We start from the raw sequence: 23,975 nt of genomic DNA on the forward strand, positions 1-23,975 counted from the left end.
ATGTAGCGCGCCACGCGACCGACGCGACCGACGCGCCTGACGCGACCGGCAGCGCGGAGCAAGGGCGCAAGGCATCGCCATCATCCGCACGTGTAGGCCGCAAGATCCGCCGCGCTCGCTGCGGCGACACCTTGGGCGGAACCGGAGCCCTCGCCCTGCCCGCCGCGCGCCAGCAGTTGCGCGCGTTTCTGCGCGCGCTGCTGGGCACGCAGCTCCATCTGCCCGTTCTGGGTGAAGCGCGACCGGCATTGCGCTTTGGCCGCCTCGGCGCGTCCGCGCGCCAGCCGGGGGTCCTGCTCGCGCTCCCAGGTTTCGCGCGCCAGCCGGAACTGGTCCTCGGAGTCGCGCAGACAAGAGTCGTAGCTGTCCAGAATGCCGCTCGCAACGGACGCGTCCGTGCCACGCTGGCCTTGCGCCGACGCCGATGAGCTGAGCATCAATTCCCATCCGACCAGGCGTGGCTGGAACGAAGCGGCGCCAGCCGAGGCGTTGAATGCCCGGAGCTGCTCTTGCATGCGGCGCGCCTGCCCGACGCGCCGGGTGAGAAGCGTGACGCTGCCGGGATCGGTCCCCTGCCGGGCTCTGGCATCCCGCAGCGCCCGGTCATAGTAGGCCAGGATGGCGTCGGCCTGCGTCTCGGCGCTGACGCCGGGTTCGAGCTTGAGCTGCTTCAGGCGCCAGGCGCACTCCAGCTGCGCGGCGCGCCCCTGCTCGGCCGGCGCCATCACCGTGCGGGGTGCCGGCATGGCGTCGGCCGTCAGGGTGTCGCATCCGGCGGCGTCCGCCACGCCCGCGCTGCGCTTCCAGCTGGCGAAGTCTTTGGCCTCCGCCGCATCGCGCCGATCGGCGGCGGCCAGCGCGGCGAGCTCCTCTTCCGCCGCGCGCGAGCGGGACGTATCGACAGACTGCCGTTCCCACGACGGATAGCGGAATCCATCGGTGGCGCCGGCGCCCGCACCGCGAATCGGCAACGCCCTGCCGCCCGCGCTCAGGCGCAGGCAGACCGCGCCCGTCGGCGCGTTGCGCAGCGCCTGCGGCAGCGTGAAGCGCAGATTCTGCATGCCGGCCGATACGCGCGCCGTGGCAAGCTTTTCGCCGGTCACGCGGCCCGCCGCGGTCGGATATTCGGCGACGAGGTCGAGCGTGGTGCCCGCGCGCAAGGCCGGCGCGGCCAGGCTGTCGGGTGTCCATTCGAGCATCACCGCGTTGGCGCCCCCGGAAACACGCAGGCCCGGCAACGGCTGGCCGGCGCGCGGCAGCGGCGCCGCGCAGCCGGCCGCCAGCGCCAGCATGGCCCAGGTCAGCACGGCAAGGCCGCGGCAAGGTGCGCTGCGAGAACCGGACGCCGGCTCCGGGCGCAAGCGGAATGACGCGAACATGGCTATTGGGGATCGAAATTGTGGTAGCCGAGATTGGCCAGCTCGTGGCGCGTGAGCAGACAGACGTCCTGGATGCGGCAGGCCAGCGTCGCCTCGAACAGCCGAGCCGCCACGCGTGCGCCGCGGCCGAGCTCGGCCTCGCGCTCGCGGGCCAGCGCCAGCCGCCCGCGCATGGCATCCAGCTCGGTCTGCGTCATGATTTCCTGCAGTGCGATGACGCCCGCATCGCGCAGCGACGCCGCATCGCTGGCAAGATCGCGCGCGCCGGCGCGGCGCGCGGAAGGCGGCCCGTACATCGCCGCCACCGGTGCGTTCACCAGCCGCTGGTACGCATCCTCGTTAGGGCTGCCGCCCAGGATGCCCTGGAAATACCGCAGCAGATCCACGGACGAGCGGGCGTACTCCGCATGGAACTGCTCCACCACGGCCCGTAATACCTCGGGCTTCTTCCCGGCTTCCTCTATCAAGGTATCGGCGGACAACGAGAGGGCGCGGCCGTCCACGTTGATACCGATGCGCTGCGTGCCGTCGGACAGGTTCAGCATCTTGGACATGGCGTGCACGTAGAACTGCGCGCCGTTTTCGACAATGCGGTTGTATCCACCCAGCATGAGGTTGGTGCAGGAGCTGGCGCACATCACCTTGCCTTGCGCCGGCACCCGCACCGTCGCCTTGAGCTCGCGCAGCAGGCGGCCGATGGCATAACCCTCCGACACCGAGCCGCCGCCCGAGTCCAGCCAGACCTCGCGATAGCGCGCGGTCTGGCGCAGCCCCCGTTCCACGTTCCTGGCACTGTCCGGGCCGATCGGGCCGTAAAGCCAGATGACCGCCATGCCGCGCTGGACGTCGAAACGGAATTGCATGGGCGGGTCGGCTTCGGCACCGGCGCGCGATACCACCGCGCACAGCGCCATCAGGAAGACCCGCGCCAGCCGGCGCGTGGCGCGCGTCACGCCGCCGGCTCCCATTGGCCGCCCGCCACCCGGCAGACCCGCACCATCGGTTCCGCCCGGCCTTCCGCGGCTTCGATGACGTCGCGGCGCACGCCGCATTCGCCGCCGTCGGCCGTCGGCTCGCGCTCGGTCAGCTCGGACGTGCCGCGCGTGCCGGAGTTGGGGTCGTGCCAGGTGACCGATCCCGTCTGCTGCTGGGCCTGCTGCCAGGCATCGGCCTGCGCCTTTTTCGCGCTCTCCGACATGTTGCGGATGATGGCGTCCGCCGCGGTGGCGGCGCTGGTGCAGCCGAGCATGGCCCAGCCCGCCAGATAGTTCTGCTCGCGCAGCCGCGATTGCTGGGGCGACAGGTGCAGGCGCCGCGCGTCCGCCTGCGCGCGGCTGCGCGCCTGGGCCGCGACCCCGGACGAGATCATGGCGCAAATGCTGCCGGTCTTGAGCAGGTCCGCCGGATTGGAGGTCTTCAGGATCCTGGACAGGCCCGGGATCGACGGCAGGTTGAAACCTTGCGCGGCTGCGGGCAGCACGCGGCAGGCCAGGCATGCGCCGAGCAACAGCAGTGTGGCGGGCTGCCACCGCGCCCTGGGCAAACGTTGCGACGGACAGTTCATGGGTCTTCCTCTGCTGGTTGGGTGGGCCATGCCGATGCCATCCGATACTTGCTACTTGCTCCCTGCTACTTGCTCCCCGCTACCCGATGTCCTCTACTCGGTGCCGCCGCTGCGCTCGTAGATGGCGATCTGCACGGGCGCGTCGCCGCGCGTGGCGGTGAAATTGCCGCCGTTGTCGAGCACCACCGAGTACTCGCCCGCATCGAGCCTGACCCAGCGCGTTTCGTATGCCGCGAACACGCCCTTCTTCGAAAGGGACACCATGCTGAACAGCTCCTGCTCGGACAGGGTCTTGCTGCAGTCCGGCTTGTCCCTGTCGTTGGCGAGCATGCTGAGAAACGGGCACATCTGGTCCAGGCCCATATTGATCAGCAGGTTGGTGTAGTTCGCGGCCGTCAGCTTGAACGGCATCACCACCATGTCGATCGGCACGGGCGGGTCGATCGACACCGCGATCTTGATATCGGCGGCCCGACTGAGGCTGAGCCGCAGGATCTGGAAATCGCTGGTGGCAATGTAGTAGGAATCTGCAAGCAAAGTGCGGACGACCGGCGCAGGGCGCGGCGGCGGCGCGGGCGGCGCCGGCTGGCTTGGCGCGGCCTTGGTAACGGCAGGCGCGTCGGACGTCTTCTCGACGGCACGCAGGTCTTGCGTCGTGAACTGGACGCCCGACACCGGCGTGGACTGGGCGGGCGGGGCATCCTGCTTCGAGCAGCCGCACAGCGCAGCGAGCGCGCCGCAGGTCACGACGATCCGCACGATCGGACCGGCAGCGCGAGGCTGCAAGTCATGTCTCGTTCTTCCCGTCCGATTGCGCACGCGCGGCTCCGTTCGCTTCTGTGATTTCCCTACGGCTTCTTTGCTACCCAGGTGGCCCCGACCTTGGTCAGCGTGAAGTCGCTGTAGTCGTAGCGCAGCGTCTTGCCGTCCTGCCAGTGGACCACGATGAAGCCCTGGTCTTCGGCCAGCTTGCCTTCCGTGCAACCGCGCAGCAGCACCGTGTCGTTGCCCAGGATGCGCGCGCCCAGCTGGTCGCCCGGACAGTGGCTGCTGTCCTTGGCGCCATGGGTGCTCAGCACCATCGTGCCAGCCTTGAGGGAGGCGGTGGCGATATCGCCCTCCTGCCGCTCCCTGCCATCCAGATACGCCTTCACGCCGACGAACACAGCGGACCAGAACACGATGGTCGCGACGATCACGAACAGGCCCCAGACGCCCTTGGCGCCCAGCACCACGACCTTGCCGACCAGCCGCTCGATGTCGCTCTGTTCCATGACGCCTCCCCGCCCGGGCCCATGCGATGCCGCGCATCGTTCTCTTGCATCTCTCGCATCTCTTGCGCTCTAGACGTGAATATAGATAGCGCCCGTCGCGGGCACCTCTACCATTCGGCATAGGACAGGGGGAATGCGGCGGCAGCTCAGCCGGCGCTGGGGACGATGCCGGCCACCAGCGCGGCTACCGCGGCCTGGCGCGTGGTGCCGGTCTTGAGAAAGACGCCGCGCAGATGCGTGCGGATCGTGCCGATCCCCACGCCATTGCGCGCGGCGATCTGCTCCGGGGACAGGCCATTGCCGATGGCCAGCGCGACCACCGCCTCGGCGCCGGTCAGTCCGAACAGCTCGCGCAAGCGCGCCGCCGTGGCGTCGTGCATGGCCTCGGGGTCGCGCACGAAGATCGTTGCCGCGGGCTGGCCGGCGTCGCCGCCGGGCCGGTCGGCGCGCCATGGCGCGACCAGCAAGGTCAGCGGCAGCCGCCCCGCGCGCCACAGGACCACGCTGGGTTCGGGCACGGCCTGCGCGGGGTGGCGCGAACGCGCCGCCGCGCGCACTTGCCGCAACAGCTTCGCGTTGAGGGCCTCGTCGGCAACCTGCAGCCGGCGGCCCCTGACGGACACCCCGCCGGGCATGCCGAACAGCGCTTGCGCGGCACGGTTGGCGTAGAGCAGCGTGCATGTCTCCGTGACGACGATCACGCCCGTATCGATGCGTTCGAGCGCTTCCAGCGCGGCAATCCGCGTGACACCCTCGGCGCGCAAACGCGCGCGGATCGCCAGCGCCCGGCGCACGTGCGGCACGAAATTCTGCAACTGGTGGCGGTCCGCGTCGTGGTAGCGGCCCGCGCGTTGCTCGCGATGCACGCCCAGCACGCCGGTCAGGCCGTCTCCGATCGGAAACAGCACGCCCACCATGTGATGGATGCCGAGCCGCCGCGTCCAGTCCTGATAGAAGCCCGAGCGCTGGAATTCCGCCTCGGGCATCAGGCTGTCGCTGGTAAAGACTTCGCCCAGCGCGAGCTGCGACGAGCGCTCTACCCACAAGTCGTGGCGATGCCAGTGGTCGGCCCAGGACTGGTCGCCGCCCGACACCCGCAGGTTATCCGTCACGCTTTCCAGCGCGACCGCACCGCCGTCGCCATAGGTCTTGATCACCGTGCTGGTCGACGAAAACGCCTGCGCGATCGCCGCGGCCATGCCCTGCCAGGCGGCATCGTCCAATGCCGCGTCATACACGAGATCGACCAACGATGCGAAAGGAAGGGCATCTCGCTGCGGTTTGCCCATGGACTGCCTCCGGCTGGAACGTGGCGTGCAGCGAGCGTCGACCGAAGGCGGCGGTGCCGTCAAGCGCTGTGGCGAATGCTATGTGCGGTGGCGCACGCAGTGCCCGTGTGACGGGCACGGCGAGAGAAAGGTCAGATAACAGCGGCCGAATGCCCCTGCCGTTCCCGCTGGAGAGCCATCTTGACTTCCATCAGCTGACGGATCTTCGCCTCGACCGCCTTCTGCTCGTCCGCGGACATGTTCTTTATCTCCTCCTCCGTCAGCCCAAGCTGGCTCAGGATCGCGGCGCGCATCCGCTGCGCGGGGCTCATCTTCAGCCACGCCTCCAGCTGCTCGGCGGCAGCCGATTTCTTGGTGGACGCGGCCTGCAATGCATCCTTGAAGCCGCCCTGATCCGCCTTGCCCGCGTTCACCCCAGATGACGCGGACGCATGCGAGGCAACGCTACCCGTGTCGATGCTGTACAGACTCATGATCGTATTTCCCAATCCCGGCGCTACCGGCCATATTCATCAAACATATTCATTAAACATACGGTGTCGACATTGGCACTGGCCGCCCTCGCCGTCACCATATGCGCTGGACTTCTCCCGGGAAGCGTATCAAGCGCCTCAACGGCTCAAATCCTGAACAGACACCGTTTTCGTCATCTTTTCCCTATCCGGCACGCTTTTTTGTATTCGCCTGTATCAGGCCGCCGGCGCGATACAAGCCGTGACAGAACGCGCTTCGCCCGCCAAGGGCGGGATACATCCGCATCGTCAAATGCCTTTCACGGGGACGGCGGCAACGCGGCAAGACCGCGCGGCCCGTCCACGCAGAGCCCGGCGCAAGCCCGGCACGTCTTCAATGCACGGAAGGATTGCCACATGAAAACGACTCGGATCATCGCAGCCGCATTGCTCATCGCCGGCGGCGGATTGACGCTGCACGCAGCGCAGGCGCAGCAAACGGGAATCCGTCGCACCGACCTCGTACAGCATGACCTCGTGGTGCCGGGACGCGAGGCCGTCCAGGTGCGCGTCGACTTCGCCCCGGGCGCCATCGCCCCGCCGCACACGCATCCGGGCGAAGAGATCGCCCACGTCCTGGAAGGCACGGTGGAATATCAGCTCGAGGGCCAGGCGCCGGTCACGCTCAAAGCCGGCGACAGCCTGTTCATCCCGGCGGGCACGGCCCACTCGGCGAAGAACGTGGGCACCGGCAACGCGGCGGAGCTGGCGACGTATGTCGTCGAGAAGGGAGCGCCGCTGGTGGTGCCGGCGCGGTGAATGCGACGGATTGCAGGGCGAGGCTTGTTTTCCCGGCGCGCACCGCCTATCTCGATGCGTTCGTTTGAGAAATGGGTTATGGCGTGTCGATGCTGGCACGCCGGCAGTAGCTCCACCCGTGCCAAAGGAGTGATGGGCTGACATCGCATCTACATAACAGCAACAATTTCCGCCTATTTTTTGTTGACATTATGTGGAATTACCCCTAATTTTCAGACATGCCATCGATCCCGCCCCGTCGCCCGCCGAAGCACACTCCGGTGCTTGTCAAAGCCTCCCTGGAGAGTTTGGGCCAGCGCCTGATCCTCGCACGGAAGCTGCGGGAAATGACGCAGGAACAACTGGCCAGCCTTTCAGATGTGTCGCCCTCCACACTTCGCTCGCTGGAGGAAGGTGCTGACGGCGTGTCGATCGGCAATGTCCTCAAGATCCTGCAGGGTCTTCACCTGCTTGCCCAGTTTGACGAGTTGCTCGATCCGCGCCGCGACCCCGAGGTCACTCACTTTGCCGAACGGCAGCTAGGCGGCCGCTAATGCCGACCGTACCGGTCTGGGTGTGGCCGCCGGATAGCGACGCTCCATTGCATGCCGCCGATCTCACGGTCGAGCGCACCGCCCGGTTCCATTATCGGCCCGACTATCTTGAGCGCGGCGACGCGCTACCACTCGATCCCGTGGAACTTCGCCTCGCGCGCAGCGCCCGCGGCATCGCCATATCGGCTGCCGACGGACTTCCTGGCGTGATACGGGATGCCAAGCCGGCCGGCTACGGGGCAGACCGCCTGAACGCGCATGCCGGCACTGAACTGAGCCCCCTCGAATTGCTGGAGCGCGGCGTCCCGGATGGGGTTGGCGCTATCGAGGCCACCGCCTCCAGCGCCGCGCGATAGAAAGCTTCGACTTGCTGGCGATCCCCGGCCATGAACGCCAAGTGAAGATGCGCCGGTTTCTCGTCGGTCTGGTATAGGCACAATGAAGCCTTACCCGGTGGGCCAAGCTCGACGCCGTACGCCGGCGCCCCCTCCGAGACAACATTGCCGAAGCGAAGGAGCGACGACCGCATGACTGCGCCCGATTCCACCGCCACGCCTCCCGCCATCGGCCTTGGCAGCGCGGCGCGCGACCTTTATCGCGCGCTCTGGCGCCATGCGCACGGTGTGCGGGCCCATATGCTCGGCGCTGCCGGCCTGCTGTCGGCCGCGCAGTTGCTGCGGCTGACCATGCCCTGGCTGGCCGCGCAGGCCATCAACGCGCTGCAGCAGGGCAACATGGAGACGGCCGGCCGCTGGATCGTCTACCTTGTCGGCATCTATCTGTTGTCGTGGCTGCTGCACGGCCCGGGCCGGGTGCTGGAGCGCAACGTGGGCGTGCGCGTGCGCGAGCGGCTGGCCGACCAGCTCTATGCGCGCGTCGCGGCGGCGCCGCTGGCCTGGCGCGACGGCCGGCATTCGGGCGAGCTGCAGCATCGCGTGGTGCAGTCCAGCCGGGCGCTGTCGGACTTTGCGCAGAACCAGTTCGGCTACCTGCAGAGCGCCTTCAACTTCGTCGGTCCGCTGGTCGCCCTGGCCTTGCTGTCGCGCACCAGCGGCGTGATCGCGGTGACCGGCTACATGGTCATCGCCCTCATCATCCTGCGCTTCGACCGCACGCTGATGCAGCTCGCCCGCGCCGAGAACGACGCGGAGCGCCGCTATGCCGCCGCGCTGCTGGACTTCGTCGGCAACGCCGGCACGGTGATCGGCTTGCGGCTGCAGGCCGCCTCGCGCAAGCTGCTCGACCGCCGCATGGCGGCGGTGATGGCGCCGCTGCGCCGCGCGGTCATGGTCAACGAGGGCAAGTGGTTTGCCGTGGACCTGCTCGGCATGGGGCTGACCTGGATCCTGGTGGTGGTCTATGTGCTGCAGGTACGCCAGCCGGGGCAGGCGGTGCTGCTCGGCACGATCTTCATGATCTACCAGTACGCCCAGCAGGCCGCGTCGGTGGTGGGCGCGATGGCCTCGAACTTCCAGAGCTTCGCGCGCATGCACACCGACTACGGCAGCGCCGAGCCGATCTGGGCAGTGCCCGCCGATCCGGACGCGGCCGTGCCCGCCGTGGCGCCCGACGCGCCCTGGCGGACACTGGAACTGCGGGGCGCCACCTGGCGCTATGCCGACGACGCGCGCGGCGGCCTGCATGACATTGACCTGCTGCTGCGGCGCGGCACGCGCGTGGCGCTCGTGGGCCCGAGCGGCGGCGGCAAGAGCACGCTGCTGCGCGCGCTCGCCGGGCTCTACCATCCGCAGCAAGGCGAATTGCGGCGCGACGGCGTGGCGAAAGACTGGACCGAGCTGCGCACGCTGGCCACGCTGATCCCGCAGGAAGCCGAGGTGTTCGAGGCCAGCGTGGCGGAAAACCTCACCTTCGGCGAGCCGGCCGACGCGGCGGCGCTGGCGGCCGCGGTACATACGGGCGTGTTCGACGAGGTGCTGCAGCGCCTGCCCGGCGGCCTGGCCAGCGCAGTCAGCGAGCGCGGCGGCAATCTCTCCGGCGGCCAGCGGCAGCGGCTGGCGCTCGCGCGCGGCGCGCTGGCGGCGCACGGCAGCTCGCTGCTGCTGCTCGACGAGCCGACCAGCGCGCTCGACCCGCAGGCCGAAGGCCGGATATTCGACCGCATGTTCGCCGCCTTCCCGACAGCCTGCATCGTCGCCTCGGTGCATCGGCCGAGCCTGCTCGCACGGTTCGACACCCTCGTCGTGGTGGAGGCCGGCCGCGTGGTCGATGCCGGCCCGCGCGACGAGGTGCTCGCAAGGCGCGCCGACTGATTCGCCGCGCCCGCGGCCGCAACGCGGACCACGGTGGCGCTGCCCCAGGCCGGAGGCTCGCCGCCGTCTGGCGGCTCAAGATCGACGCCCGGAATCTTGTTCAAATTATTTGGATATGCGATGCAATAAGCGTTACCGCATCCACGCACCCAGGCCGCTATATTTCCCATCAATGACGGCGCAGCAACCAAGATTCGAAGTTCAAATTTTTGAACAATAGAATCCCAGCGCAAAAATCCCAGCGCAATAGGTCGCCGAAATTGAAGAACCGCCACGCCCCCTATGGCCATGGCAAGCCTGACCCGGCAATTCCGCCGCAAACCGCATATTCAAACCTGAACTGGAGCCAATCATGTCGAACGCCAAGCTAGAAGTCCTGACCCCGCAAAACAGCCAGCTGATCTTCATCGACCACCAGCCCCAGATGGCCTTCGGCGTCCAGTCGATGGACCGGCAGACCATGAAGAACAACGTGGTCGCCCTGGCCAAGGCCGCCAAGATCTTCGATATCCCGACCACGATCACGACGGTCGAGTCGGACTCGTTCTCGGGCTACACCTACCCCGAACTGCTGGACGTGTTCCCCGGCAAGCAGACGCTGGAGCGCACCTCGATGAACTCGTGGGATGACCAGAAGGTCCGTGACGCCCTGAAGGCCAACGGCCGCAAGAAGGTGATCGTCGCCGGCCTCTGGACCGAAGTCTGCAACACCACGTTCGCCCTGTGCGCGATGCTCGAAGGCGACTACGAAATCTACATGGTGGGCGATGCCTCGGGCGGCACCACCAAGGAAGCGCACGACTTCGCCATGCAGCGAATGGTGCAGGCTGGCGTGGTGCCGGTGACCTGGCAGCAAGTCATGCTCGAATGGCAACGCGACTGGAAGAACCGCGAAACCTATGACGCGGTCATGAACGTGGCCAAGGAACACTCGGGCGCCTACGGCCTGGGCGTGGACTACGCCTACACGATGGTCCACAAGGCACCGCAACGCACGCAGACTCCGCACGAATCGCTGGCTCCGGTCCACGCGCCGGTCATCGCCCGCTGAAGCCACCTCGACAGGGCAGGCCGGAGGGCGCGCGTCAATCGGCGCCTCCTGCCACCCTGGCTCTCCAATGCGTCCTGCGCTGTGGCAGGATGGCCAGGCACCGATTCATACCACCATGAATACGACGCAAATTCTCCAGCGCATCACCCGGGCCGGCGCATGGCTCCTGTTTGCCATGACGCTGGGCAGCGGCTTCATGCCCGCCGCCCAGGCAGCGGCACCCCAGGTGCGGACGCAGGGGCCGGGCTTTCACCGGATCATGGTCGGCGATTTCGAGATAACCGCCCTCCTCGACGGCACCCACGCGTTCCCTGTCGATGCGGTTGTCGAAGGCGCGACGAAGGCAACCATCCAGCGCGATCTCGACAGCGACTTCTTGCGTGCGCCGGTCCAGGGCTCCATCAACGCCTTCCTTGTCAACACAGGTGAAAAGCTCGTCCTCATCGATTCCGGGGCAGGCGTGCTTTACGGCGACTGCTGCGGACACCTGCTCGCCAACCTGCGGGCCGCCGGCTACCAGCCGGAGCAGGTAGACGAAGTGCTGCTCACCCACCTGCACAAGGACCACGTCGGCGGCGTCGACGCCGCAGGAAAAATGGCGTTTCCCAACGCCATCGTCCGCGCCAGCCAGGCGGAGGCGGACTATTGGCTCAGTCCCGCCAGCAAAGCGCGGGCACCGGACTTCCTCGGCACGTTCTTCGACGCAGCCGCTGCCTCGGTCGCGCCCTATATGGCTGCCGGCAAATTCCGCCCGTTCAGCGGCGACATGGAACTCGAGGCCGGCATTCAAGCCATGGCGTTGCCCGGACATACGCCCGGCCACACGGGCTATCTCGTCAGAAGCCAGGGAGAAGGCATGCTGGTTTGGGGCGATATCGTGCACGTGGCCGCCATCCAGATGCGCACGCCCGAGGCGACGGTGAAGTACGACAGCAACGCGGCCAGCGCGCAACGCTCCCGCCGCGCCGTCATGGACATGCTCGCGGCCAACCATTACCTGGTCGGCGCGGCCCACATTGCCTTCCCCGGCCTCGGGCATATTCGCAAAGCGGGCGGCCGGTATGAATGGGTTCCCGTGAACTACGTCGCGGAGCCGGGCAAGTAGCGTCTCCGCCCGGCGCGGATGGTGTCAGCGCCCCGTTGTCAGCTTGGCGGACACTCCGTGTTGCTCGACCGATGCGCGCAAGATCCCTCCACCTTCGTGCTCGCCCGTGCTGTAGCACGTGGCAAACCGGCCCGGGCTCCGCGTTACAGGTGCTTATCTGCGGTGAATAAGCCGCGTAATCACCGCAATAAATGCGGAGAAACTTGCCGATGCGCCAAATCCTTGCCACAATCTCCGCATGGAAAGCGGCGAAAAACTCTATATCTGGCAGGAAGCCGACTGGCCACGCTGGCGTTATGACCTCGGAGCGCTTGCCGGGCCGCTGGCCGACGTCAGCCGTGCCCAAGGGCTGCTCCTGGGACGCCTGCAGGACATCGGAATGGCCCTGCGCGACGAGGCCAGCCTGGCCGCGCTGACCGAGGACGTGGTCAAGACCAGCGAGATCGAGGGTGAGCACCTCAACGTCCAGTCGGTGCGGTCTTCGCTTGCCAGGCGGCTCGGGGTGGAGGTCGGAGCGCTGGCGCCTGTCGATCGCAATGTCGAGGGTATCGTCGAGATGGTCCTGGATGCGACGGGCCGATGCGAAGCACCGCTGACCGCGGAGCGTCTGTTCGGCTGGCACGCTGCCCTCTTCCCAACGGGCTATAGCGGCCTTGCGCGCATCCATGTCGGCGCGTGGCGCGATGACGCCACCGGCCCCATGCAGGTGGTGTCCGGCCCGGCTTATCGGCAGCGAGTCCACTACGAGGCGCCACCCGCGGCGCGATTGCCAGTGGAGGTGGACCGCTTCCTGGCATGGGCAAATGCCACGACGCCTGAGCCAGCACTGATCAAGTCAGGTGTAGCTCATCTGTGGTTCGTAACGCTGCATCCTTTCGACGACGGCAACGGCCGCATCGCCCGCGCGGTGGGCGACTTGCTGCTTGCGCGCGCTGATGGCAGCCCGCAACGCTTCTACAGCCTGTCGGCGCAGATTCAGCGCGAGCGCAAAGCCTACTACGAGATCCTGGAGCGAACCCAGAAGAACACCCTCGACATCACCCCGTGGCTCGCATGGTTCCTCGGCACCTTGCAGCGCGCGGTCGACAGCGCGCACGGCACACTCAACGCGGTGCTCGCCAAAGCGCGCTTCTGGCAGCGCTGGGCCGGGACGCCGTTGAACGAGCGACAGGTAAAGCTGCTCAACCGGCTGCTGGATGGCTTCGACGGCAAGCTCACGAGCAGCAAATGGGCCGCCATCGCCAAATGCTCGCCCGACACGGCGCTGCGCGACATCAACGAACTGATCGGCTATGGCGCATTGCGCAAGACTGCCGGCGGCGGGCGCAGCACGGCTTACGAGCTCGACGATTCGGGCTTGTAGACGTTTGCCGTAGCTGCGCCGCTTTGCTGGGCACGGGCTCTGCGGTTTTGTCGGGAGCTTGCATTGCGGCATCTGCGGCGCCGATGTTGGGGACCGGGAAGATACGCCGACCGGGACCGCACGCGACGGGCCGATCGGCTAAGCAGCTATCGCTGCCGAAACCGCCGGACGGTTTCGTCGTCCGGGATGCATCCCGGACGATCGATGTGACGCGAGGGGGGGGGCGCCGCAAAGCTGGACCGGTGCCGTGGGCAACAGAACCGGCCGATGGCGATAGCCCGCCTCAAAGCGCAAATCGCACCCCCGTCAGCGACTCGCACACTTGCCACAAGCGCGTGGCGGCTTCCGCGTCTCGCGCCTGCGGCGCAACGGCGGCGTCGCCCACGTGGTCGCCGCGCATCTCCATGAAGCCGGTCGGGCCATAGTAGCCGCCGCCGGCCGCGGCCGGCGAGGTCGCCGCATACAGCGTCGGCAGCGCGCCGGCTTCATCGCTGTTCAGCAGCATGCCGATCAGGTGGCTCGCCCCGGCCCGCAGCGCGCTTTCGATCGCGGAGTGCTTTCCGGCGCGGAACAGGTTGGTATTTGCCACGCCCGGATGCGCGGCAACCGACATCACCCGCGAACCCGCCGCGCGCAAACGCCGGTCGAGCTCAAACGCGAACATCAAGTCGGCGAGCTTCGATTGCTGATACGACTGCATCGGCGAGTAGCGCCGTTCGGATTGCAGGTCGCCGAAGTCCAGGCGCCCCCGCTTGTGGGCGATCGACGCAATCGTCACGACGCGCGCATGCCCCGATGCCGCCGCCAGTTCCAGCGCCGGCATCAGCAGCGCCGTCAGCGCGAAATGGCCAAGCACATTGGTGCCGAACTGAAGCTCGAAACCATCCGCGGTTTCCAGTCGCCTCGGTGGCGCCATCACGCCGGCGTTGTTGATGAGCAAGTGGAGCGGACGCAGTTCCGCAAGCTCGCGCTGCGCAAACGCACGGACCGATGCCAGAGACGCCAGGTCGAGGATGGCCAGCTCGGCGCGAACCGCGGGATCGCTGGCCGTCAGGCGCGACAGCGCCGCTTCGCCGCGACGCACGTCGCGGCATGCCAGGATCACGTTCGCCCCCTTCTGCGCCAGCACCCGCGCCGCGTGAAAACCGATGCCGCTATTGGCCCCGGTGATCAGAATTCGCTTGCCGTCCTGCGACGGGACATCAGACAGGCTCCAGATTCCGCTCATGATGGCATTCGCCCGCGTAGTTGGCCAAGCAGGCAGACTACCACTGTGGCGATGACGCGCGTCCGCCTCCGTTACGGAGCATCGAATCGATGCATTCCCTCCGTTGCGGCTCACTTTGCCGTCTTGCGAAGCATGATTTCGCGAGCGGCTTCGGTGACCAGCTCACGCAACCACTGGTGCGCGGCATCATGGCGGTAGCGGACATGCCAGGCCATATCCACCGGAAAGGTCCCCAGGTCCACTGGCGCGGCCAGTATCTTCAGCCGGGCATCGCTTGCGAGATGGCGACAGATCAGCGCAGGTAGCGTCGCGCAATAGTCCGTGGCGGCAACAAGTTCCGGAACGGCCAGGAAGTGCGTGACCGATATCGCCACCTCGCGGCGAAGGCCCTGGCGCTGAAGCGTCTGGAACAGGCCCGCGCGCAGGCGGCCCGGTGGCAACACATTGACGTGCTTGAGTTGCTCGTACTGTTGCCTGGACATTCGCTTGTGCACATGCGGATGGTCAGCGCGCACCACGCAGGCAATGCCGTCTTCCATCAGGGGCTGCACCACGAGGTTGTCAGGCGGGTCGACAATGCGGCCAAGCACCATGGCCGTAGCGCCGGAGCCCACGCCGGTCTCGGCCAGGTCCGTACCAAACGGCACCAGCCGCAGCCGAATTCCCGGTGCCCGTTCGCTCAATCGCGCGACGATTCCGGGCAACAGCACGAACTCGACGTAGCTGCTCGGCGCCAGTATGAACAGCCGTTCCGCCTTCTTCGGGTCGAAGCCCTGTTGGCCCAGTACCAGCTCGTCCAGCTGGCCGATCGCGGCGGCAATGCCGGGCGCCAGCGATTCGGCCTTCTCCGTTGGCTGCATGCCGTAGCGCTCGCGAATGAACAAGGGGTCCTGCAGCAAGTCCCGCAGTCTCGCCAGGGCGTTGGACAGCGCCGGCTGCGTCATCCCCAGCCGCTCGGCGGCACGCGTGACGCTTCGCTCCTCCATGAGCGTCAGGAATACGGGCAAGAGATTCAGGTCGTAGCGCATCCAGATATATTGTCAGGGAAATAACTGGAATCCAATAAATAAATTGGATGAATGAACAGGCAGTGCACATACTCCATTGCACCGAGAGGTTGCCTCCCCTGCCTGGCAGACAGGCGGCAACACTCTTTCCACACCGCATCCGCACACAGCCATTGGAGTCGCCATGTCTTCCGAATCTCTTTTTTCCCCCTTCCGCCTGGGCGCCATCGACGTCCGCAACCGCATCGCCATGGCGCCGCTGACCCGGTCGCGCGCAGGCATGGACGGTGTCCAGACGCAGCTGGCCGTCGACTACTACGGACAGCGGGCGTCGGCGGGCCTGATCATCACCGAGGCGACCAACATCTCTCGCCAGGGCCGGGGCTACGCTTACACGCCCGGGATCTACACCGATGCGCATGTGGATGCCTGGGCACCCGTGACCGACGCCGTCCATGCGGCGGGTGGCCGCATCGTGATGCAGTTGTGGCACGTGGGCCGCATGTCGCACGTCAGCTTGCAGGAAGACGGCGCCGCGCCGGTAGCGCCGTCCGCCATCCAGGCTGGCGGCAACGTCTTTACCGAAGCCGGACACCTGCCGCCGTCGATGCCGCGGGCACTGGCCACCGAGGAGATCGCCGGCATCGTCGAAGACTACCGAAGGGCCGCGAGCCGCGCGAAGGAAGCCGGGTTCGACGGCGTGGAAGTACACGCAGCCAACGGCTACCTGCTGGAGCAATTTCTGCGCGACAGCACAAACCACCGCGAAGACCGCTACGGCGGCTCCATTGAAAACCGCGCACGCTTGCCGCTGGAAGTGGTGGAAGCTGTCGCCGGGGTTTGGGGCGCCGATCGCGTCGGGCTTCGCCTTTCCCCGCTCTCGACCGCGATAGGGGACACGCCGCTGGACAGCACGCCGATGGAAACGCACGGCTACCTGGCTCGCCGGCTCGGCGAGATGGGCCTGGCATACCTCCATGCCGTCGAGGGGCAGTTACACGGCGGCAACGGCGCCGCAGCGTTCGACGTGCAAGCCCTGCGCGCAGCCTTCGGCGGCGCCTACATTGCCAACAATGGATACGACCGGGACCGCGCCCTGAACGCCACCGCTGCCGGTCACGCGGACATGATCGCCTTCGGCAAGCCCTTCATTGGAAATCCCGACCTCGTTGAGCGGCTGCGGTCGGACGTGCCGCTGTATGAGGCACCGGCGGCCACCTTCTTCGGGGGCGGTGCGCAGGGGTACACCGAACTGGCCCGAGCCTAGGACTGGCACAAGACTGGTCGGCCGGGGTCGGTTGCCTCGGCCGGCCGAGGGAAAAGTCGTATTTCCAAACGTGCCCAGCCCCCTCCTGCTCCACACTGACCCACGGGGCCGGCCGGCCCCGCTCGACCCCAGCGCTTTGCACGAACGGTCGGCGTGCCGCCGATGCAATATCTGATTGGCTATGGCGGCTGGCTGAGAGTGGGCGGCAGGTTGGCTGGCTGGATCGCGGTATAGCCGGAATCGAGGCAATGCCGGCGGGGGGCGGCTGGCTGAGCGGGGCCAGTACCGCAAATTGCTAGGCCGCAGGAGTGCGCCATGCGCAAGACGGTTCCGGGGTGCCCCCACATCCAGACTCACTGTACTGGAAACCACCATCAAATGTTCATTATATTGGACAAGAAAATTCATCCTGTCTAATATGATGAACATATGTCTGCATTCGCCGATACCTCTTCTGTCCTTGAACGCCAGTTGTTGCTCCAACTGGGCGACCGCCTTAAGCGCCTCAGGAAGGCGCAGGGCATCAACACGGTCGAGATGGCCCGGCGAGTCGGCATTTCCAGGACCACACTTGGCTCGGTCGAGGCCGGAGACCCCGCGCCGACCATCGGCACGTACCTCCGGGTCATGTCGGCCCTCGGCGTTGCTGGTGACCTGGCCCTGCTGGCTGGTGATACCTTCCAGCCGCCCCCGGCGACCTCCGCGGCAGCAACGTCAAGACGCGCGCGCCCCCTGGTGCAGGTGCTGGTCACCACGGATTCCCAGCGGCATCAGGCACAAGATCTTCAAAGCATGGCGCTTCACAAAGAAGCAATCCGGCTGATTCAGGAAGATCCTGCGCTGCTCGAACGCGCCAGGGATACATTGCGGCAATGGCGCTCCAAGGGAGACGCTCGCTCCCAATCCCTCTGGGACGAGTGGGAGACACTTCTCACCCGGCGCTCATGGCGCAAGGTTCTTGGCCGGACGAGGCGTGCCCAGGAACTTCGCCAGGCGTCACCGCTGCCGACCATACTGCCTGAAGAGGTCCGACACAATGTACTTGCCCAAATACAGGCACTAAAGAACGGGGTCATTCTGGGCGACAGAAACGAAGAAGGGGCCACGTGAACCGGGAGGACCTGGAGCAACGGGCGGGCTTGGCGGCACGTATGCGGGCAACCCGCTCGCCTGCGCGGCAGCGCTTGCCGTGTTCGACGTATTCGAGGAAGAGCAGATCCTGTCCGGAGCGCGCGCTGGGCGAAACGCTGCGGGCCGGACTGGAGCGCCTGGCAGCCGAATTCCCGGGGTCGGCACGGTGCGCGGCGTGGGCGCGATGCTGGCGCTGGAGTTCGTGCGAAATGGTGATCCGCTGCAGCCGGATGCGGAGTTCGCCCAGGCTGTGATCGACCGTTGCCGGGAAGGCGGCCTGCTGGTGATCAGGTGCGGCGTGCATCGGAACAACCTGCGGCTGCTTGCGCCGCTGAATACCCCAGCGGAGACGGCCGAGGAAGCGCTGGCGATTCTGCGCGCGGCAATCGAGAAGACCAGCGCGAAGCGGTAACCCGCGGCAGGCAGGCGCCGCGCGCCGGTTCCCGCCTGCCCTGCGCGAATGACATCGCGTGGGGAATTATGCATGGGAGTGGGCTTCGATAGTTGGACGGCTACTAGGCAAATCGGCGAAGAGCTTAATGGGCTCTTCGCGGGATTGCGGGGGGGGGGGCTAGAGTGCTTGTGGACCCTTCTCGGTCATCTGGACATGCCGGGCCAAATGTCCTCGTCGGGAGGAATTCCAGCCGTTCAATCGCGATAGAGGTCGATCCTTATGCCCTTAGGTCGTAGCTCTCGATCTAGTGGTTTGCTATTCTTGCGAACTCCCAAAAACCACCGCCTTCCCGCAAAGTAGAGATACCCGGTGCTGTAAGCTCATAGATTGCGCAGAGCCCATAGGCAAGTGCCATGCGAACGTTTAGCATAATTTGCGTCTACGCCCGCGTGAGAAGTGCCCGAGTCGACTCGGAAATTGCCTCTTGCACTAAACCAGATGACCTTCCGCCCTGCCGGCAGTCGCTATGCGGAGTCCTCCGAAAGGCAGGCCTGTTCCATCATTTCAACAAAACCCAACTCCCTATTGTCGATCCGCAGGCGCATCTGTTGGGGTACGTCGTGTTGCTCACCAAGCACTCGTCCTTGAGCCGCGAAGAAACGATCATATTTGGCGATGAACGTACCATCCGGTTTGCAGACTAATGAGGCTGCGATGCGGATCTCGATAGTGACATCCTTACGCGCCGCTAGGGTGACAAGTGCAAATTGGCGATCCGATTCCTTGCCCGGATGCCAATTGAGACGGACTGGGTGACCATCGTTCGGCTTGGGGACATCTTCCAGCTTCCAGTCACCAATGAGCTCATAGTCCTGCCACTTTCCCGGAAACAACGTGACGGCACATACCACATCCGTTGACGCTTTTGCACAGGCTTGAACAACCACCGCGACGGGAGTACTGCGGACAGCGTTTACCGCGCGACCGTATTTAAGTAGTCCTGCGTCCAGGCTGTCCATAACGAGAATCACACCGACCAAACAACTCGTAATGGTAGTCGTGCTTATCAACAGTGAAAACAGAATGCGCGATTTTCGGCGTAATGAAGTACGCTGGAGAATCTTCGCCATTTGCCAAGTAGTGAAAGGGATGACAATAATCGTCGACGCTATCATCCACTCGAAAATGAAAATGGGTATCTTAAGTGCATATAAGAGCCATCCCAATGCGCAAATCAATAACAACGTGACCGCATACGTGTAGGCGGTGCAAAGTGCCGCGTAGCCAGCCAGTTTCACTGCTCGCTCCCGCGTCTCGCGGGGTTCGTCTTTTAGTTGCATCCCCGCGAACAAGCTAACCAGATAGCCGATGGTACATGCACCGATCACCCACGCCGCACAGCGGAGCAGAACCTCCCAATTGTACGAAGGCTGGACATTGAACTTGAGTTTGTTTATCCAAAGCGACGTCCATGGGTCTGCAAAAGGTGCGCCATCGCTGGACAATATCACCAGCATGGCGAACGTCATGGTCAAGCCAAGCGCAGCAAAAATGCTATACCATGTATGATTTTCTTGTCCTGCAGCCTTGAGCGGGTCGGGGGACATAAGCACTTTGGCCGCTCCTATAAGCGGCGGAAGCGCGCTTAAGAACAGGTCCTTGGGTTCGCCTAGCAACGCCTGGAGGGAGGGCTGCGATTGTTGCTGCGGGGACTTTCTGTGACTCGCCATTAAGCTCCTTTTTTCTTCCTGTTGGCATTGTCGCCGTGCGCGTGACAACCTCCTATACGGCACAGGCGGCACGCCCCCGACAGAGCAAGCATCGCACTCTGACAGGAGGCAAGGACACACAGAATCCTGCTCATAGACAGGGATTTCATTCTTATGACCGGTAGATACGGAGTAGTCTTTGCACCGAGTTGCCAATTAATATGGCTACCAAAGCCTGAAATATCGGTTTGGAGCAGTGCTCTCCGCACCCCACCGTGGGGGTAGCCTAGTGTAAGGGAAGAAATCGAGGCGCCCAATCCCGTCAGTTGACGACCAGATTGACAGGTTTTGTCCTGTTTTTTGAACTTACGCTTACTAGCCTGCTAGTCGACTGCAAGGTCCTGACTGCGGCCAAGAGGTACGGCACCTGATCCGAAAAACAGTACCCGCGGTATCGCGACTATAGAAATACGTCGTTTTGAGTCGAAGCGCTACGCGAGAGAAAGTGAGGTTCAGCCATTCGGCCCCAACTTTTTGGGGGCTGAACCTCGTCGGGGAGACATTTCATGGAATCACTCAGCGCGGCGCCGTTGCGCCCGCAATGCGCTCCCTCTCGCACTGACGTCGGAGAATACGTTTGCTTCAAAATCAGCCAGAAGCGCATCCCATTCATTGCGGAAAAGATGCTTATAGCTACCATGTTCGCTAGTGAAAAACTCCGATGTAAATCCAGAGAAGTGCCAACTCTGATACTTTTCCTGCGTTTTTAGGCTGAAGAGCTTATCGATATCTGTTCGCGCAATGATTTTCCCTACCCTCTCGAACTCATCGATCGAGGTAACGGAGTAAGGCATAGTGAAAACAAGCGACTCGGACAAGCCCGCTTGTTTGAGTCTCTGTTCCACCTGTTCCCTAAGCTTAGAGTGGACAGTCGGGCTGAATAGATACCAGTCCTCAAGTGTGACGATCAAAGGGTAAATCGGCAAACCACTTGGCTTCCAACTCGAATACCCTTCAATCACATCATTAATGTTCTTATACGATTGAACGATCGCAGCCGCAAGATATGCAAGCTGCCCACCCAACTCATCAAGGTTGATCGAATATTTTCCAGCAACAGGTAATCGTTTCGTCTTACACTCTATAAATAGCACCGCAGTTTTATCGCTGAGGATCCAATCTGCTCCATGATGAACGTCCTTCCCTACCAAATAGGAGTCTGGCCTAACCACCTCGAACCGCCGAGCGAGAAATATTTCCCGCAGCACGTCGCCGACATATTTTTCGAAGGAGGAACCAAAGGCATTGTCAAAATCCACCGCATTGACCACCTCATAATAAATACCCGCGGAAAATCGGCGCATCATAAATGGGGGAATGGGACAATGGAGCAGATGTGGATTATTTGGATCCACCGAGACGAGAGGCGTTGCTTCGAGCGGATTCCATGTGTAGGCCCACGAGTCATCGAATCGCTGAAGTTCTTTCAGTTTACTCTTTAGGTCACTTAGACTAATTCTCATCCTTGATAGGAAATCTCGCGTGCGACTCAATGGGATACCAAATCGGGTGAAATCTTGGTTCGCGTTAATGCCTGCTTGACGGAGCAGCGAGCCACCGATAGCCAATCCCATCACGTACAGATCACGCATTGACAGACCGGTGCTATTCCTTATCACCTGCTCGACGTGATTTTCGCCGAAGATTTTCAGATAGCGAAGTAGCTCAGCCTCAGCATTCCGACGCTGCCATGGAAACTGCTGATGAGCAATTCGGTGGAGATGCTCGAGAATATTATCTTGACTCACATGTTCGCCTGAAATCCTCTCATCCAGATTTCGAATTCGGTTTATGGCACCAGCGAAATCATCATAGATGTGAAGCGAAGCCGAACCGACATTCTGTGCATTCAATATAATCTCCCGCGTGAGAATCCCAAGTTCCCAAGGAAAAATATCTCGTCGGAAATTCAACTGTTGCCATTGCGAGGAAACGGGAATTGCGCGGCCATCATGGCTTAGATACTGGAAGAAACCCCATAGCTCCTCAAAGCTTTTTCCAACACCGAATTTCCGAAGATAGTTACGGAGCGGCTTGTAGTGATGATACATGCGTCTCATCTCTGCAATGTAGGGATATCGATGGGCATATTGCTGAGCACTGCCAGTTCAGGCTATATGCCATTAGCTATTTTATCAGCCAATCAAATACTCAAATACAATCGCCGCAAGGTAATCGACCTTGCGGCGCCTCCCCTACAAATTGATTAACACCATCGACTGATTGTCATGCTGTCACATCCCCCCTTCACCACCCAGCGCAGCAAGCTCACTCAACATCGCCGTCTCATGCGCAAGCCCTGCGGCCAGCGCCAGGAGACGACTCTGCCCTTCCCTCGCGACATGACTGGCGCAAGTTGAGCCGTCAACCTGCTCGCTGGCCGCCATCAACAACGCATTCAACTGCGCCGCTTTCTCCGCGGCCAGACTCAAGGGATTTTCGGAAGGCGCATGCGCGGTGACAAACATGTCCGCGCCGGTATGTTCGGCAGTGATGCCGTAGGCAGTGTGTTTACGCATGGGACGCCCTCCGCTGATGAGCGCGCTTGTGCGTATTGACGATGGAAGTGCCGAGAAACGCCGATTGCCCGGGATGGGCGAACGAAGACTGAAGCATTGGCTTGCCTCCTCTAAAGCGATTTCGATCCCGCTTCCCGCTGCTATTCGGGGTGGGCGGGCGCAAGGCAGGGTTAGCAGACCGGTAGAGGACCGGCGAGCCCGAAGGCTCCCCCACCCAGGCCCGCCCGTATGGGCGTGCGAAGGCATGACGAACAAAACCGCCCGAAGGCGGCTGTCCGTCCCTCATAAACAGGCTGCTAAACCCGGTCACCGCGAGCGCGGCGACGAGAGGAAGTATACCTTCGGCGGAGTCACGCCGGCACGACTCTACTAGCTTTTGAGAATTCAGGACATAGGGTTAGCCAGCCCACAACCCGGCGCCGGCCAAACCCCAACCCCTCACTTCGCCAACACCCCCCGAATCGTCTCGGCCAGATCCTTGGCCAAAAACTTGGACACATAAGCATCCGCCCCCACCTTGCGCACATGATCCTCGCTCGCCGTCCCGGACAGCGAGGAATGGATCACCACCGGGATCGACTTGAAGCGCGCGTCGCCCTTGATCTTGCGGGTGAGGGTGAAGCCGTCCATCTCGGGCATTTCGAGATCGGTCAGCACCAGGGCGATTTCGTCCTGCACGGTGCGGCCGGCGGCGGCGGCGTGTTCGGCGATCTCGCCCAACTGCTGCCAGGCTTCTTCGCCGGTCTTGGTCATCAGCACGGGCACGCCCATGGCCTTGAGGCCTTGCTCGATCAGGCTGCGGGCGAAGGCGGAGTCGTCGGCGGCGAGGATCTTGGCGCCGGGGCGCAGGTTGAGCTGGGGGCCGACGGTCTTGGGGTCGACTTCGGGCTGGCGGGTGGGCAGCACGTCGCGCAGGATCTGTTCGACGTCGAGCACCTGGACCAGGCGCGGGTTGTCGCTGTCGGCTTCGAGCTTGGCGATGCTGGTGACGAGGTCGCCCTTGACGCTGGTCTCGGCCGAGACGACCTGGTTCCATTCCAGGCGCACGATTTCTTCCACGGCTTCGACGGCGAAGCCTTGGGTGGAGCGGGCGTATTCGGTCACCAGCAGGATGTTGAGGCCGCTCCTGGGGGTGCAGCCGACCAGCTTGGGCAGGTCGATGACGGGGATGACCTGGCCGCGGATGTCGGCCATGCCGAGCATGGCGGGGCCGCCGCCGACCACGGTGGTGACCTTGGGCATGACCAGGATTTCGCGGACCTTGAAGACGTTGATGCCGAACAGTTCGCTGTGCGTGGACTGGTCGGATTCGCCGAGGCGGAACAACAGCAACTCGAACTGGTTGTTGTTGGTGAGGTTGGTCCGTTCGTCGATGTCTCTCATCGCGCTGCTGCTGCTCATACGCTTCCTTTGTCCAGCCAAGGCGCGGGTCGTGCCGCGCGGAGTTGATCGTGTCCCTGGACCCGCGCTGCCATGCGGCTCCGGCGGCGCTTTTGGCGCTGGCGCGGAGGACCGGTGCTGCAATGACGGGCCACTGTCTTGGCTAACGGCCGGATGGCCG

22 protein-coding genes and 2 pseudogenes are annotated in these 23,975 nt (G+C 64.1%); 10 read left to right on the plus strand and 14 right to left on the minus strand.

The genetic code is table 11. The annotated features are described in order from the left end of the window. Positions 1-80: 80 nt before the first annotated feature. The 7 genes from ACKI2N_RS30140 to ACKI2N_RS30170 form a co-directional block, all read right to left on the minus strand. Entirely contained in the window at positions 81-1,307 is a 1,227-nt protein-coding gene (locus ACKI2N_RS30140; RefSeq protein WP_420992397.1) for a hypothetical protein, read from the minus strand. A gap of 74 nt (positions 1,308-1,381) precedes the next feature. Further along, the gene (locus ACKI2N_RS30145) at positions 1,382-2,332 is read right to left on the minus strand and encodes a hypothetical protein (RefSeq protein ID WP_420992396.1); all 951 of its coding nucleotides are present in this window, start codon (positions 2,330-2,332) and stop codon (positions 1,382-1,384) included. After that, a complete protein-coding gene (locus ACKI2N_RS30150; RefSeq protein ID WP_420992395.1) occupies positions 2,329-2,943 on the minus strand; it encodes a hypothetical protein in 615 nt (204 codons plus the stop codon). The genes ACKI2N_RS30145 and ACKI2N_RS30150 overlap by 4 nt, the downstream gene beginning before the upstream one ends. 93 nt (positions 2,944-3,036) lie before the next feature. Continuing rightward, positions 3,037-3,729: a hypothetical protein gene (locus ACKI2N_RS30155; protein ID WP_420992394.1), complete on the minus strand. Its 693-nt coding sequence runs from the start codon at positions 3,727-3,729 to the stop codon at positions 3,037-3,039. 62 nt (positions 3,730-3,791) lie between these two features. Further along, positions 3,792-4,217 (minus strand): hypothetical protein, encoded by a 426-nt coding sequence (locus ACKI2N_RS30160; protein WP_420992393.1) that lies wholly within the window; start codon positions 4,215-4,217, stop codon positions 3,792-3,794. A 146-nt stretch (positions 4,218-4,363) separates the two neighbouring features. Next, entirely contained in the window at positions 4,364-5,506 is a 1,143-nt protein-coding gene (locus tag ACKI2N_RS30165) for a hypothetical protein (protein ID WP_420992392.1), read from the minus strand. A gap of 131 nt (positions 5,507-5,637) precedes the next feature. Next, entirely contained in the window at positions 5,638-5,979 is a 342-nt protein-coding gene (locus ACKI2N_RS30170) for a hypothetical protein (protein ID WP_420992391.1), read from the minus strand. Positions 5,980-6,375: 396 nt separating this feature from the next. Between ACKI2N_RS30170 and ACKI2N_RS30175 the strand changes: the two genes are divergently transcribed. From ACKI2N_RS30175 to ACKI2N_RS30185, 3 genes are all read left to right on the plus strand, one after another. After that, complete coding sequence (locus ACKI2N_RS30175; RefSeq protein WP_420992390.1) at positions 6,376-6,777, plus strand: cupin domain-containing protein; 402 nt, start codon at positions 6,376-6,378, stop codon at positions 6,775-6,777. Between the two features lie 260 nt (positions 6,778-7,037). Further along, positions 7,038-7,310: a helix-turn-helix domain-containing protein gene (locus ACKI2N_RS30180; RefSeq protein WP_420992389.1), complete on the plus strand. Its 273-nt coding sequence runs from the start codon at positions 7,038-7,040 to the stop codon at positions 7,308-7,310. Next, positions 7,310-7,666: a HipA N-terminal domain-containing protein gene (locus tag ACKI2N_RS30185; protein ID WP_420992388.1), complete on the plus strand. Its 357-nt coding sequence runs from the start codon at positions 7,310-7,312 to the stop codon at positions 7,664-7,666. The genes ACKI2N_RS30180 and ACKI2N_RS30185 overlap by 1 nt, the downstream gene beginning before the upstream one ends. Here ACKI2N_RS30185 and ACKI2N_RS30190 read toward each other — a convergent pair. Next, positions 7,645-7,839, minus strand: a pseudogene (locus tag ACKI2N_RS30190) (VOC family protein); the annotation flags it as partial. The gene ACKI2N_RS30185 and the pseudogene ACKI2N_RS30190 sit on opposite strands and share 22 nt — an antisense overlap. On the opposite strand from ACKI2N_RS30190, the gene ACKI2N_RS30195 reads away from it, so the two are divergent. The 4 genes from ACKI2N_RS30195 to ACKI2N_RS30210 all read left to right on the plus strand — a co-directional run bounded on the left by ACKI2N_RS30195 (position 7,838) and on the right by ACKI2N_RS30210 (position 13,099). Continuing rightward, positions 7,838-9,580, plus strand: coding sequence for an ATP-binding cassette domain-containing protein (locus tag ACKI2N_RS30195; protein ID WP_420992387.1), 1,743 nt, complete (start codon positions 7,838-7,840; stop codon positions 9,578-9,580). The pseudogene ACKI2N_RS30190 and the gene ACKI2N_RS30195 sit on opposite strands and share 2 nt — an antisense overlap. Positions 9,581-9,932: 352 nt before the next feature. Further along, positions 9,933-10,631: a hydrolase gene (locus ACKI2N_RS30200; RefSeq protein WP_420992386.1), complete on the plus strand. Its 699-nt coding sequence runs from the start codon at positions 9,933-9,935 to the stop codon at positions 10,629-10,631. A 175-nt stretch (positions 10,632-10,806) separates the two neighbouring features. Further along, positions 10,807-11,736, plus strand: coding sequence for an MBL fold metallo-hydrolase (locus tag ACKI2N_RS30205; protein ID WP_420992537.1), 930 nt, complete (start codon positions 10,807-10,809; stop codon positions 11,734-11,736). A gap of 238 nt (positions 11,737-11,974) precedes the next feature. After that, complete coding sequence (locus ACKI2N_RS30210; protein WP_420992385.1) at positions 11,975-13,099, plus strand: Fic family protein; 1,125 nt, start codon at positions 11,975-11,977, stop codon at positions 13,097-13,099. Positions 13,100-13,382: 283 nt separating this feature from the next. Here the strand turns inward: ACKI2N_RS30210 and ACKI2N_RS30215 are convergent, their stop codons facing one another. Together ACKI2N_RS30215 and ACKI2N_RS30220 are read right to left on the minus strand one after the other, a co-directional pair. Further along, positions 13,383-14,327 (minus strand): oxidoreductase, encoded by a 945-nt coding sequence (locus ACKI2N_RS30215; protein WP_420992384.1) that lies wholly within the window; start codon positions 14,325-14,327, stop codon positions 13,383-13,385. A 110-nt stretch (positions 14,328-14,437) separates the two neighbouring features. After that, positions 14,438-15,355, minus strand: coding sequence for a LysR family transcriptional regulator (locus ACKI2N_RS30220; protein WP_420992383.1), 918 nt, complete (start codon positions 15,353-15,355; stop codon positions 14,438-14,440). 163 nt (positions 15,356-15,518) lie between these two features. Between ACKI2N_RS30220 and ACKI2N_RS30225 the strand changes: the two genes are divergently transcribed. From ACKI2N_RS30225 to ACKI2N_RS30235, 3 genes and pseudogenes are all read left to right on the plus strand, one after another. After that, on the plus strand, positions 15,519-16,601 hold the full coding sequence (locus ACKI2N_RS30225; protein WP_420992382.1) for an alkene reductase: 1,083 nt from the start codon (positions 15,519-15,521) through the stop codon (positions 16,599-16,601). Positions 16,602-17,030: 429 nt separating this feature from the next. After that, on the plus strand, positions 17,031-17,711 hold the full coding sequence (locus ACKI2N_RS30230; RefSeq protein ID WP_420992381.1) for a helix-turn-helix transcriptional regulator: 681 nt from the start codon (positions 17,031-17,033) through the stop codon (positions 17,709-17,711). A 73-nt stretch (positions 17,712-17,784) separates the two neighbouring features. Further along, positions 17,785-18,144: pseudogene (locus ACKI2N_RS30235) on the plus strand (aminotransferase class III-fold pyridoxal phosphate-dependent enzyme); the annotation flags it as partial. 506 nt (positions 18,145-18,650) lie between these two features. Here ACKI2N_RS30235 and ACKI2N_RS30240 read toward each other — a convergent pair. The 4 genes from ACKI2N_RS30240 to ACKI2N_RS30255 form a co-directional block, all read right to left on the minus strand. Next, positions 18,651-19,733, minus strand: coding sequence for a hypothetical protein (locus ACKI2N_RS30240; RefSeq protein WP_426990869.1), 1,083 nt, complete (start codon positions 19,731-19,733; stop codon positions 18,651-18,653). 674 nt (positions 19,734-20,407) lie between these two features. Continuing rightward, entirely contained in the window at positions 20,408-21,946 is a 1,539-nt protein-coding gene (locus ACKI2N_RS30245; RefSeq protein WP_420992379.1) for a hypothetical protein, read from the minus strand. Positions 21,947-22,129: 183 nt separating this feature from the next. Next, on the minus strand, positions 22,130-22,414 hold the full coding sequence (locus ACKI2N_RS30250; protein WP_420992378.1) for a hypothetical protein: 285 nt from the start codon (positions 22,412-22,414) through the stop codon (positions 22,130-22,132). 438 nt (positions 22,415-22,852) lie between these two features. Next, complete coding sequence (locus tag ACKI2N_RS30255; RefSeq protein ID WP_420992377.1) at positions 22,853-23,815, minus strand: chemotaxis protein; 963 nt, start codon at positions 23,813-23,815, stop codon at positions 22,853-22,855. Positions 23,816-23,975: the final 160 nt, after the last annotated feature.

The organism is Cupriavidus sp. 30B13 (assembly GCF_049059565.2).
Classification (GTDB): domain Bacteria; phylum Pseudomonadota; class Gammaproteobacteria; order Burkholderiales; family Burkholderiaceae; genus Cupriavidus.

What these genes read in the sequence shown, in the direction of transcription:
- ACKI2N_RS30150 (WP_420992395.1), bottom strand. Translation starts at nt 2,943, where the DNA reads ATGAACTGTCCGTCGCAACGTTTGCCCAGGGCGCGGTGGCAGCCCGCC.
- ACKI2N_RS30160 (WP_420992393.1), bottom strand. Translation starts at nt 4,217, where the DNA reads ATGGAACAGAGCGACATCGAGCGGCTGGTCGGCAAGGTCGTGGTGCTG.
- ACKI2N_RS30165 (WP_420992392.1), bottom strand. Translation starts at nt 5,506, where the DNA reads ATGGGCAAACCGCAGCGAGATGCCCTTCCTTTCGCATCGTTGGTCGAT.
- ACKI2N_RS30170 (WP_420992391.1), bottom strand. Translation starts at nt 5,979, where the DNA reads ATGAGTCTGTACAGCATCGACACGGGTAGCGTTGCCTCGCATGCGTCC.
- ACKI2N_RS30175 (WP_420992390.1), top strand. Translation starts at nt 6,376, where the DNA reads ATGAAAACGACTCGGATCATCGCAGCCGCATTGCTCATCGCCGGCGGC.
- ACKI2N_RS30185 (WP_420992388.1), top strand. Translation starts at nt 7,310, where the DNA reads ATGCCGACCGTACCGGTCTGGGTGTGGCCGCCGGATAGCGACGCTCCA.
- ACKI2N_RS30195 (WP_420992387.1), top strand. Translation starts at nt 7,838, where the DNA reads ATGACTGCGCCCGATTCCACCGCCACGCCTCCCGCCATCGGCCTTGGC.
- ACKI2N_RS30200 (WP_420992386.1), top strand. Translation starts at nt 9,933, where the DNA reads ATGTCGAACGCCAAGCTAGAAGTCCTGACCCCGCAAAACAGCCAGCTG.
- ACKI2N_RS30205 (WP_420992537.1), top strand. Translation starts at nt 10,807, where the DNA reads ATGACGCTGGGCAGCGGCTTCATGCCCGCCGCCCAGGCAGCGGCACCC.
- ACKI2N_RS30210 (WP_420992385.1), top strand. Translation starts at nt 11,975, where the DNA reads ATGGAAAGCGGCGAAAAACTCTATATCTGGCAGGAAGCCGACTGGCCA.
- ACKI2N_RS30215 (WP_420992384.1), bottom strand. Translation starts at nt 14,327, where the DNA reads ATGAGCGGAATCTGGAGCCTGTCTGATGTCCCGTCGCAGGACGGCAAG.
- ACKI2N_RS30220 (WP_420992383.1), bottom strand. Translation starts at nt 15,355, where the DNA reads ATGCGCTACGACCTGAATCTCTTGCCCGTATTCCTGACGCTCATGGAG.
- ACKI2N_RS30225 (WP_420992382.1), top strand. Translation starts at nt 15,519, where the DNA reads ATGTCTTCCGAATCTCTTTTTTCCCCCTTCCGCCTGGGCGCCATCGAC.
- ACKI2N_RS30230 (WP_420992381.1), top strand. Translation starts at nt 17,031, where the DNA reads ATGTCTGCATTCGCCGATACCTCTTCTGTCCTTGAACGCCAGTTGTTG.
- ACKI2N_RS30240 (WP_426990869.1), bottom strand. Translation starts at nt 19,733, where the DNA reads ATGTCCCCCGACCCGCTCAAGGCTGCAGGACAAGAAAATCATACATGG.
- ACKI2N_RS30245 (WP_420992379.1), bottom strand. Translation starts at nt 21,946, where the DNA reads ATGTATCATCACTACAAGCCGCTCCGTAACTATCTTCGGAAATTCGGT.
- ACKI2N_RS30250 (WP_420992378.1), bottom strand. Translation starts at nt 22,414, where the DNA reads ATGCGTAAACACACTGCCTACGGCATCACTGCCGAACATACCGGCGCG.
- ACKI2N_RS30255 (WP_420992377.1), bottom strand. Translation starts at nt 23,815, where the DNA reads ATGAGCAGCAGCAGCGCGATGAGAGACATCGACGAACGGACCAACCTC.